The 11,714-nt window shown below is 66.2% G+C and carries 5 protein-coding genes; all 5 read right to left on the bottom strand.

The features are described 5' to 3' along the window. Nucleotides 1-215 precede the first annotated feature (215 nt). A complete protein-coding gene (locus ACCQ13_RS13770) occupies nt 216-2,876 on the bottom strand; it encodes a glycoside hydrolase family 3 C-terminal domain-containing protein (RefSeq protein WP_104603027.1) in 2,661 nt (886 codons plus the stop codon). 299 nt (nt 2,877-3,175) lie between these two features. Then, a complete protein-coding gene (locus tag ACCQ13_RS13765; RefSeq protein WP_372372194.1) occupies nt 3,176-5,878 on the bottom strand; it encodes a beta-mannosidase in 2,703 nt (900 codons plus the stop codon). A gap of 21 nt (nt 5,879-5,899) precedes the next feature. After that, nucleotides 5,900-8,329: a family 20 glycosylhydrolase gene (locus ACCQ13_RS13760; RefSeq protein WP_167526923.1), complete on the bottom strand. Its 2,430-nt coding sequence runs from the start codon at nt 8,327-8,329 to the stop codon at nt 5,900-5,902. A gap of 446 nt (nt 8,330-8,775) precedes the next feature. Then, complete coding sequence (locus ACCQ13_RS13755) at nt 8,776-9,843, bottom strand: glycosyl hydrolase family 18 protein (protein WP_372372193.1); 1,068 nt, start codon at nt 9,841-9,843, stop codon at nt 8,776-8,778. A 3-nt stretch (nt 9,844-9,846) separates the two neighbouring features. Then, nucleotides 9,847-11,532, bottom strand: coding sequence for an alpha-L-fucosidase (locus tag ACCQ13_RS13750; protein WP_104603031.1), 1,686 nt, complete (start codon nt 11,530-11,532; stop codon nt 9,847-9,849). Nucleotides 11,533-11,714 lie beyond the last annotated feature (182 nt).

Raw genomic sequence — 11,714 nt, 5'->3', positions numbered from 1 at the left:
TTGGCGCGAACCACCGACCGCCGCCAGAGATAGACCCGCTTCAAGGCACTGTCAAGCAGGTGTGAAGTGTGTGCGGAAATCTTCGCTTTGCCTGCGGATCGAGGTCGATTATCTGTGTCCTCCTGCGATTTGCGGTGCATCGCAACATGCCCGCATCGCAGGACAGGCGTCGGCCATCAGCACCGACGCCTGTTGTCGTTTTGCTGCGGCGTGGCTTACTTCGGCAGCGGCGAACGTCCCTGGATCGTCAGCGCTGCTGCTGCACCGGGTGCGCCGGTACCGGGCTGCCCGCCACCGACGAACACCTGGTAGGCGCCGGCTTCCACCGCGCGCTGGCCGCTGCGATCCACATCGCTCAAGGCGCGTGCATCCAGTTGGAAGGTGAGCTCACGCTGCTCGCCGGGCTTGAGATGCACGCGCTGGAATCCGACCAGGCTGCGCAACGGCGACTGCGGGCGGTCCGGGTATTGCAGATACACCTGCGCCACTTCATCGCCGGCACGGGTGCCGGTATTGCGCACGGTGGTGGTCACCTGCAGCGTGCTGCCGGCCTGCAACGTGCTGGTGGACAGGCGTGGCGCCGCATACGCGAAGCTGGTGTAGCTCAAGCCATAGCCGAACGGGAACAGCGGCTCGCCCTTGAAGTAACGGTACGTGCGGCCCTTCATGTCGTAGCTGACGTAGGGCGGCAGGTCCTTGGTGGAGCGGTAGAACGTGACCGGCAGGCGACCGCCGGGATTGTCGTCGCCAGCCAGGGCGCGTGCGATGGCGGTGCCACCGGATTGGCCCGGGTACCACGCCGCCATGATCGCATCGGCGTGCTGCTTGGCCCAGTTCAACGCCACCGCGCTGCCACTCATCAACACCACCACCAGTGGTTTGCCGGAAGCCTTGGCACGTTCCAACAAGGCCTGCTGCGCAGCGGGCAAGGAGATGTCGTTGCGGTCGCCGCCGTCGAAGCCGGGCACGTCGATGCGCAGCTCCTCGCCTTCCACATCCGGCGACAGTCCGACAAAGGCCACGATGGCATCGGCCTGCGCCACCACCTGCTCGGCCTCGGCCAGTTGCGCGGCGGCCGGTGCCAGCCATTCCAGGCGCACGCCCTGGTCCTGTCCACGGTGTTCCATTTCCAGGCGTATCTTGCGCGGGCGCGTATCGTCGAAGTGCAGCACGGTTTCCACGCTGCGGCCGTCGGCGTTGTGCATGCCGGCCGGCACATGCTTGTCTTCGGCGTTGCCGGCAACGACGAGTTTGTCGTCGATGTACAGCCGCACCGGATCGTGCCCGGCGCAATCGAAGCAGCGCGCCACGCGCACCGCCAGGGTGTAGTCGCCGGCGCCCGGCGGCAGCAGTTCACCGCTCCAGCGCACCGCGTAGCGATCGGCCGGCACGCCCTTGGCCGGGCTGACCTGATCCCAGTTGAAACTCACCACGCGGTCCTGGCGCACCACGGCCGGCGCTCCATCCAGATCGACATTGGCGAAATATTCGCCACGCAGGCCCGGCTTGCCGTCGCTGCGCAACGCGGTCTCCGGAATCATGCCCGGCACGCCGGCGGCCAGCGGTGCACCCTGTGCGTAATGGATCTGCTGCGCACCGAAGCGCTCGCGCAGGCCCTGCAGCGGGGTCACCGGCTGCGCGGAGGTGCCCTGGTAGTTGGCTTCCAGCGCGGCCAGTGCATCGGCATTGGGTCCGAGAACCGCCAGCCGCGTGCCCGCCTGCAACGGCAGCGTGGCGTTGGCGTTCTTCAGCAGCACGATCGATTCGGCAGCGGCCTGCAGGGCCAAGGCACGGTTGGTGCGGTTGTCGATGTCCTTGGCGCCCAGCCGAGCGTACGGGTCCTTGCGTGGGGCTTCCAGCTCGCCCAGGCGGTAGCGGGCGGAAAACAGGCGCACCAGCGCTTGATCGAGCAGGGCTTCGTCCACTTCGCCGCGTTCGATGGCGGTACCCAGCCCGCGATAGGCGTGGCCGCAATTGAGGTCGTGGCCGGCCTTGAGCGCGGCGGCCGAGGAGCCGGCATTGTCGGGGCGGAAGTAATGGAACTGGGTCATGTCGTCCACCGCGTCGCAGTCGGACACCACGAAGCCCTTGAAGCCCCAGTCGCCGCGCACGCGGCCATTGAGCAACCAGTCGGCGGCGCACGCCGGGGTGCCGTGCAGCGAGTTGTAGGCACACATCACCGAGCCAGCCTGGCCCTGCACCAGCGCAGCACGGAAGGCGGGCGTATAGGTCGCTTCCACGTCACGCGGCGACACATCTACGTCGAAGCCATGCCGGCCCGGTTCGGGGCCGCTGTGCACGGCGATGTGCTTGGGCGTGGCGATGGTGCGCGGGTGGCTCAGGTCCTCGCCCTGCAGGCCGCGAATGAAGCCCACCGCGAGCTGCCCGGTGAGGAAGGGGTCTTCGCCATAGGTTTCCATGCCGCGGCCCCAGCGCGGGTCGCGAAAGATGTTGATGTTGGGCGACCAGATGGTCAGCCCGGCGTAGCGCTTGTGATCCTTGCCGGGGCCGCCAGCCTGGTTGAACTTGGCGCGCGCCTCGGTGGAAACCACCGTGCCCACCTGCTGCATCAGCTGCGTATTCCAGCTGGCGGCCAGGCCAATGGCCTGCGGAAATACCGTGGCGTAGCCATTGCGGGCGATCCCGTGCAGGCCTTCGCTCCACCATTCGTAGGCGGGAATGCCCAAATGCGTGATCGCCGGCGCATCGTTCATCGCCTGGGCGACTTTTTCCTCGCGGCTCATCTGCGCCACCAGCGCGGCGGCGCGCTGTTCGGGCGTGCCGCTGCGGTCGGCGGGCGCGGCGAGGGCGACACAGGGCAGGCCGAGGCTCAGGCCCAGTGCCATGGCAAGACGCGAGACAAACATGGAAGACATCGATTCACTCCTGCGCAGCGGTGGAGTCCGCCGCGCGTTGTTCTGGTGTTGCCGCAGGGGGTGCGGCGAAGTGGGGGGCGGCGCGGTGGTGACAGGCGTGCCATTGGGTGTGATGGTTGCTGGGAGTGCGGTGTGCCCTCATCCGCCCCTGCGGGGCACCTTCTCCCGCCAGCGGGAGAAGGATGCGAAGCCACACCGGACATCACTTCCTTCTCCCGCCCGGCGGGACCGGACGTTACTTCCTTCTCCCGCCTTGCGGGAGAAGGTGCCCGAAGGGCGGATGAGGGCCGCCCTGCCGCTCATTTCGCGGCAGCTGCCTCCGGCGGCTCTGCCGGAGCGTCGGCCAGCGTCGCTGCCAAATCGCGCACCTGCAACGCAGACTGCACCTGCGCCATCGGCAGCTTGCTGGTGACGTGCAGCGTGAGCGGCTCACCCGGCAGCAGGTCGAAAGCGTTGTCGGCCACGCTCACCTCCAGATCGCCGAACGACAACCACACCTCGCGCGCCAGCGCGTTGCTGGTCAGGGTCAGCGCGTAGCCATCGCCATCGGCGCGCCACTGGCTGTCGATCTTCGCGGCCGGCAGCGCCAGTTGCTTGGCCGGCGCAAAGAACATCACTTCACGCGATAGCAGCGTGTCGCCCTCCAGCAACTCGAAGACGGCGTAGCTGCGCTTGGGGTCGGCCTTGCCCAGCAATTGCGCATCGCTGAAATCGCCTACCCGCAGGCTGCTCAGCGGCTTGATCGTGGCTTTTTGCTCGCGCTTGCTCAGCAGCTTGCCGTCCATGCCCATCACCCGCATGCGCCAGCGCGCATTCAAGGCAGTGGTGCGATCGGAGACCAGCGAGACCTGGGTCTGGCCCTTGTCGTTACGCAGCGCGGCGATCATCTCCGGCGCGTAGAAGCGGCGCGCGTGATACTGCAGCGCCTTCCAGCGTCCGTAGTAATCCACGCTGGACCACGACGCGCCTGGCCACACGTCGTTGAGCTGCCAGTACAGCGAGCCCATCGACTGTGGACGCGACGCACGCAGGTGCGAGGCGGCCAGGTTGATGCCTTCGGCCTGCATCAGCTGGCTCAGGTAGACGAAGCTTTCGAAATCCTTGGGCTCGCCGAATTCGCGGCGGATGTACAGCATCAGCCGCTTGTTGCCATTGCCCTTGTCGAACTTCTGGTGCGCACGCATCACCGGCGATTCCGGGTCCATGTCGGCCGCATCGGCGAACACGCGGACGGTGCGCATGTCCGGGAACGACTGCAGGCCGTATTCGGACATGAAGCGCGGGGTGACGTTGAGGTATTCGGTAACCGGCAGGGCAGGGCCGCCCCAGACCTTCCAGTAATGCATGTCGCCGTCGTTGGTCTGGTCGGCGGCACCATCGAAATCGGTCCCCGGCGAGGTGGCCCAGTACGGCACGTCGCTATCGTAGGTGGCGACCACTTCGCGGAACACGGTGCCGAACAAGGTGGTCATGCCACGTTCGACGCGGCTGCGTTCTTCCGGGTCCAGCGACTGCTTGAACTTGACCCGGTCGCCCCAGTTTTCCCAGCCGGTCTGCACTTCGTTGTTGCCGCACCACAGCACCACGCTGGGGTGGTCGCGCAGGCGCTTGACCTGTTCGATCGCTTCCTGCCGGGTGTTCTCGCGGAATTCCACGTCATACGGCGGCACCGCGCCGCCGAACATGAAGTCCTGCCAGATCATGATGCCCAGTTCGTCGGCCACCTCGTAGAAATGGTCGTCCTGGTAATGCCCGCCACCCCACATGCGCAGCATGTTCATGTTGGCATCGCGCGCGTCCTGCAAGGTGCTGCGCATGCGCGCGGCACTGACGCGCGAGGGGAAGGCGTCCAGCGGAATCAGGTTGGCGCCCTTGGCGAAGATGGGGATGCCGTTGATGACGATCTCCATGCTCTTGCCCCATTGATCTTTCTCGCGGCGCAGTTCGACTGAACGCAAGCCGGTGACGCGCTTGATCTGCTGGCTGTCGCCAGCGGCATCGCGCACGCTGGCGACGAAGGTGTAGCGGTCCTGCGCGCCGTAGCCGGCCGGAAACCAGCGTTTGGGCTTGGCAATGCGTACCGGCAGATCGATGCGGTTCTGGCCGGGGTCGACCACCGCCTCCTGGGTGAACTGGCCCACCTGCTGGCCATCCGGGCCCAGCACCTCCAGCGTCACCTGCACCGGGCCGCTGCGGCCGGCCTGCAGTTCCAGCTGCGCCTGCAACTGGGCGCTATCGGCATCCACGCGCTGCTGGGCGATGTGCAGGCCGTCCACGCGCACCGCATCCCAGGCCTCCACGCGCACGTCCTTCCAGATGCCGGCATTGACCATGCGCGGGCCCCAGTCCCAACCATAACTGTACGGCGCCTTGCGCACGTAGGTGGAACTGTGGCGGCCATCGGGCTCGTCGCCGAATGCCGAATCATAGGCGCCGGGCAATGCATACGGCTGCTTGGCCAGCCACGGCTGGATCTTCTTGATCGGCGAGAAGAACGTGATTTCCAGCCGGTTTTCGCCGCGCTTGAGCAGCGATTTGGCATCCACCCGCCACTGCCGGAACATGTTGTCGGCACTGAACAGCTTTTTGCCGTTGAGGGTGACCTCGGCCAGCGTGTCCAGGCCGTCGAACACCAGCTCCACATGGTCGCGCTTGAGCGTGGCGGCATCCACATTGAAGCGGGTCTGGTACTGCCAGTCGCTCAGGCCGGCCCACTGGATCTTGCCTTCGTTGTCGCGCAGGAATGGGTCGGGCACCACCTTGGCAGCGATCAGGTCGGTCTGCACCACGCCCGGCACCTGCGCCGGCATCCAGTCGGCGGCCTTGGGATAGGTCTTGGCCTGCGGCTGCCCCGGAACCAGGCGCACCTGCCAGCCGCTGTCCAGGCGCACGGCGCTGGGCGGCGCCGCCCAGGCCTGCGAGATCGCAAAGGCCAGGGCAAGCCCGAGCCGGGCCGGCGTGCGCATGGGGCGTGTGGAGGCAAAGCGGTGCGACAGGGGCATGGGTGACTCTCCTTGGATGGGTCAGCGCGTGGCGGCGGGGGGCGCCTGCGCGGTGGTTTCGATCAGTTGCACGGCGCCGATGGCATACAGCGGGCCGCGGATCGGTGCGGTGAAGCGCAGGCACAGATCATGGATGCCGGTACGTGCCGGCAGTGGAGTTTCCAGGGTGAACTGTTCGCCCAGCGTGTCGCTGTTGGGCAGCTGCACGCTGGCCAGCACGTCGCCGTCGCAGCCCTGGCGCACTTCCAGTTCGCCGCCACGCGTCCTGGCCGGGTATTGCACCACCTTGGATTGCTCGTGTGCCAGGCCGAAGTTGTTGGGCAGGCGTGCGGCCTCGATGCGGATGGCGCCAATGCCATCCAGGCGTGCCTGGGGATACAGCCGGCAGGCATGGAACAGATCGACGTTGTAGACCGGCGTCTCGGCGCCGGTCATCTCCGGCAGCAGCGGCAGGCGCAGGCCCAGCGCGCCCTGTTCGACGCAATGGCCCAGGCCTTGGGTGTCCACGCGCAGCAGCGAGGCACGGTCGAAGGTGCGGCTGCGCGTGGCGGCCAACGGCGTGCCATCGGCAGCGAAGGCGGTGGCCTTGACCGTGGTCGGCAGCGTGATCGGGAACGGCGCCTCATAGCGCGGCGAGGCCGGTGTGGGGGCGCTGCCGTCGGTGGTGTAGTGCAGTGCGCCCGCGCCGGTCTGGGTGCTGAGCGCTACCGTGGCCGGGGCGCCGGCCAGCACCGGGTTGGGACCGCTTTCCAGTGCGATATCGGCCGCAAACGCGCCATCGCTATAGCCGATGCCCAATGCCTTGTAACGCTGCAGCTGTGCTGGCAGCCGCGCCAGGAAGTTCTTCCACTCGCGCGCGGCCGGTGGCGACCAGGTCATCTCCGCCACGGCGGACAGGCGTGGGAACAACGCGTGATCCACATGCCAGCGCGAGGGAATGTATTCGGACCACAGCGCGCCCTGCGCGCCGAGCACATGCCTGGCCTGGTCGGTGGTGAGATCGCTGGGGACAGGATCGAACGCATAGACCTTCGACAACGGCAACACCGTCAGACGCCCGTTGGGCTCGTCGCTGCGCGTGGTCTGCAGATTATCCAGATACAGCCAGTCGCCCGGCGCAAGCACGACATCGTGGCCCTGCCTGGCCGCCGTTACCGCGCCTTCGACGCCGCGCCACGACATCACCGACGCGCTGGCCGGCACGCCGCCTTCGAGGATTTCATCCCAGCCGATCATGCGCCGGCCATGCTGGGTGAGGTAGGTCGCCAGCTGTTCGTTGAACCAGCCCTGCATCGCGTGTGCATCCTTGACCCCGAGCTTGCGCATCTGCGCGCGCACCGCCGGCGAGGCTTCCCATTGATCCTTCACCGCTTCATCGCCACCGATGTGGATGTAGGTTGAAGGAAACAGTGTCAGCACCTCATCCAGCACATGGGTGATAAAGCTCAGGCTGCGTTCGCTGGTGTTGAACAGATACGGGTTGACGCCCCAGTCCACGCCCACTGGCGTGCGCACGCCCGGTACGCCCACCTCTTCCGGATAGGCGGCAACGGCCGCCTGCGCATGGCCGGGCATGTCCAGCTCGGGCAACACGGTGATGTGCAGGCGCGCGGCATAGGCGACGATTTCGCTGATCTGCTGCTGGGTATAGAAACCGCCATAGCGTTCCGGCGTGCCATGCCGGCCTGCGCCCGGCGGGGTACGCCAGGCACCGACCTCGGTGAGCTTGGGATAGCGCTTGATTTCGATGCGCCAGCCCTGGTCGTCGGTGAGATGCCAGTGCAGCACGTTGAGCTTGTGCACGGCCATTGCGTCCAGCACATGCTTGACGGTGTCCACGTCGTGGAAATGGCGGGCCACATCCAGATGCTGGCCGCGCCAGCCAAAGCGTGGCCAGTCGCGGATGCTGACCCCTTGCACCGTCACCGCGCCCTGGCGCGCATCGGCTGTCATCAACTGCCAGGCGCTGACCGCGCCATACAACAGCCCGGCTCCGTCGCGCGCGGCGATGTGGATGCCCTGGGCGGTCACGTCCAGGCTGTAGCCCTCCTTCTGCGCCACCGGTGCCTGCGCGCTGCGCTGCAGGCGGATGCTGGCCGGCGAGGGCGTGGCCTCGGCGCGCACTTCCAGCGTCAGCCCGCGGGTGCGTTTGAGCAGGCTTGCCAGATAGTCGGCACTGCGCCGCGCATCGGCGTCGCCGGCCGGGATCGAAATCAGCGTGCCGGTGTCGATGGTGAAACGACCGGCCGCAGGCTTGGCCTCGACCGGTGCGGGGATCAGCGATAACGGCGCATTGGCCGCCGCTGCGGCTGCCGTAGCGCCTGCACTTGCCACCGCCGGTGCGGTGCCGGTTTCGCGTTTACCGCAGCCGGCCAGCATCAGCGCGGCCAGCGACAATCCGAGCAAGCGCGACGGCAGCTTGCCTTGCGACGGCATGCCCAATGACGGCATGCGCAACAAGCGCGTGTTTGATCGAGACGTGTTCGATAAGGGTGTGGCCGATGGCGACGTGTCCAGCCGCAGCACTCTCGACAATGGTGTGTGTGGAGCCCGGCTGGTGTTGACCATCATGCAATCACATCCCGATATGGCGGAGAGTGGAGCGCTGCGACAAGCCAGCGGCGCAGCGGGGTAGGGGAGGCGCATCGTGCAGTGCCATACGGCATCTGTGCCTGGCCGCTGCGACAACACGCCTGACGCACGTGGAGACGGTGACTGCAGCCACGAGGCAGTGTACGAGTGGCGCCCGATGATTTCGAGCGCATGCCGCCTGCCTTGCCGCATCGATGCACATGGTGACCTGCGCATGCACGCCACGCTGCACGGTAACAAAGTCACCCTGTTTCACGCAGGGACTGGCGCAGGCTTCAACGCGCTGCGCCAGTCGGGTGTGTGGGTCAGCGCTGCGCGACCGGCAATTCGTCCCACACCTTCGGGTCTTCTGCGCCCAGCACCCAGCAGCTGAAGCCTTCCAGGCCGTACTGCTTGGCCATGTCGTAGCGTGCCTTGAAGCTGCGCGCGTCCGGACGGAACACCCACTCGCGCATATCGTCGCGGTAGAAGTAGAACCACGACTCCTGCTCCACCGGATCCCACTGCACGGTGGCGTTCTGTTCGATCGCCAGCGGGAAGGATTCATCGGCATCGATATACGTCGCAGAAATATTCGACGCCTCGGTGCCGTCTTCCTTCACCGGGTTGCCGGTGTACCAGCGGTAGCCGTAGGTGGCGATGCCCAGCGACAGCTTTTCCTTCGGCACCTGGGTGATGGCGTAATCCAGGTGCTTCTTCATCCACACCATGCCGTCCACCGGGCCCGGCGTGGTCCAGCGGGTGTGCTGGTCGTAGGTCATGATGCTGACCAGATCCGCGGCCTGGCCCAGCGCCTTCAGGTCGTACGCGCCGCGCCAGTATTCCCACATCCACTTGGAGAACTGGCCGCCTTCGGCATGGCCCGGTGCATTGGGCACCACTGCCACCGACATCTTGAAGCCGGCCTTGTGCAGCGCATCGGCGGTCTGCTTGACCATCAATGTGTAGGCATCGCGATCGGTCCAGGCGATGTTCTCGAAATCGAACTGGAAGCCGTAGTACTTGTGCTGCTTGCCGTGGATCAGCAGCGATTCGATCATGCGCTTCTTGGCCGCTTCATCGTGCATCAGCTTATGGAAGCCGTCGCGGCCGGTGGTCATCGACAGGATCGGCATCACCCGCAGCTTCTTCTGCTTGGCGATGTCGTACAGGTACATGTTGGGGGTGCCGTTGACCAGGCCGTTCTGATCCACGCCGTACCAGGTGGGCACCACCACGTCGATCTTGTCGACGTTGGCAATGAACGAGTTGGTCGATTTCTGCGTGTTCATCAGATAGAACAACGCGGTGGGGTTCTTGGCCAGGGCCGGGGCGCAGGTCAGTGCCAGCGCAAGCAACATCCAGGTCAATCGCTTACTCATTGAAGACAACATCCGTCAGGGAGTGGGGGAAGAAAGGTCGATGCGGAATACGTAGGCGCTCTCGCCAACCGGCTTGACCGGCAGGCGCAGGTGCAGGCCGTCGGTGCGTTGTTCGAACGGGATCCGCTTGCCGTTGGCCAGCAGGGTCACCGCGCGCACGCCATCAGCCGGTGTCAGCGAGCGGATCACCGCCTCGCCGCTGCTTGGCCAGCCGAGCTCGATCGCATACAGCGCGCCATCGCGCGTGGTGAAGCGGAAATCTTCCGCCGTGTACGGCTTGGTCTTGACGTCCTGGAAGGTGCCGCCCACCACTTCGGTGGGGCCTTCGCCATACACGCGCCACGGCGTGCTGTCGTAGATGGCGCCGCCGTTGGTCTTGAGCCACTTGCCGATCGCCAGCAGGATGCCGCGCTCGGTGTCGGGGATCGAGCCATCCGCACGCGGGCCGATGTTGAGCATCAGGTTGCCGTTCTTGGCCACCACGTCGGCCAGCATGTGGATGATGAAGGTGGGCGACTTGTAGGTGTCGTTTTCGATGTAGCCCCACGATGCGTTGCTCACCGACGTATCGGTTTGCCAGTGCGTGGGATGGATGCCGGTGAGCTGGCCGCGCTCGATATCCAGCGTGCCGGCGCCTTCCGGGAATGCGCCGAGCTTGTAGTTCACCACCACACCGCGGTCGGCGTCGGTACGCGCCGCGCCCTGGTTGTAGTAATACGCCAGCATCGTCGGCAGGCTGCGCCGGAAGGTGGGGTGGGCAATCCACCAATCGAAATAGATCAGGTCCGGCTGATAGGTATCGATCAACTCGGTGGTGCGTGCCAGCCAGTCGTCCAGCCAGGCCTGCGACACCGGGGTCCAGTCGTTGGCCACATCCGCATCGTCCTTGCCCGGCAGGCGCACCTGCGCCGGGCCGTACAGCGCCGCATAACGCGGGTCGTTGACGTCGGAGTCGAAGGCGCGCCCGCCATCGAAGAACCAGTTGTGCTCGGCGCGGTGCGAGGACAGGCCGAAGTGCAGGCCTTGTGCGCGGATGGCGGTGGACAGCTCGCCCAGCAGGTCGCGCTTGGGCCCCATCTTCATCGCGGTCCAGTCCGACAACTTGGAGTCGTATAGCGCAAATCCGTCGTGGTGTTCGGCCACCGGCACCACGTAACGCGCGCCAGACTCACGGAACAGCTTGGCCCAGCCCTTGGGGTCGAACTTGGGCGCGGTGAATTTGGGGATCAGATCCTTGTAACCGCTGGTCGCCTGCGGGCCGTAGGTCGCCACGTGATGGGCGAACTCCTTGGAGCCTTGCAGATACATGTTGCGCGAATACCACTCGCTGCCGAACGCCGGCACCGAGAACACGCCCCAATGGATGAAGATGCCGAACTTGGCGTTGTCGTACCAGGCTGGCGAGCGATACGCCTTCAAGGCGGCCCAGTCGGGACGGAACGGGCCCTTGCGTGCGCCGGCCTCTGCTTCGCGCACCAGGCGTTCGCGTTCGGGCGCGTAGGCGGCGGTGGCGTCGAGCCACTGCTGGTCGATTGCCTCCGGGCTGAGCGTGGTGGCGGTGGGCGCGGTGGGCGACTGCGCGGCACTGGCATGCAACGCCGGCAGCACAAGCAACAGACCGAGCGCGAGCGCTCGTGTCCTGGGTGCAGCTCCGGCGTGGCGGCGGGATGGAGCCGCAAACGCGCGGCTATCGGTCGTCATGGGAACTGCACTCCTGTTGAGCAAGACGCGCCGGCAATGCTGCAACCGCGCGTGGATGGCAAAAGCGGGCCTGGCCATGCTCCCTCGGGTGCGAAGGGGCGTGGCCAGTTCCACTCCTTGGTACGACATCGACCTGCCGCTGCGTACAGCGGGCAGGTCCAAAAAAAAGCGCGCCACCGTGG

The organism is Xanthomonas sp. NCPPB 1638 (genome assembly GCF_041475635.2).
GTDB lineage: Bacteria > Pseudomonadota > Gammaproteobacteria > Xanthomonadales > Xanthomonadaceae > Xanthomonas > Xanthomonas cucurbitae.
The sequence above is the reverse complement of the archived record's forward strand: the minus strand, read 5'-3'. Positions and strand labels throughout refer to the sequence as shown.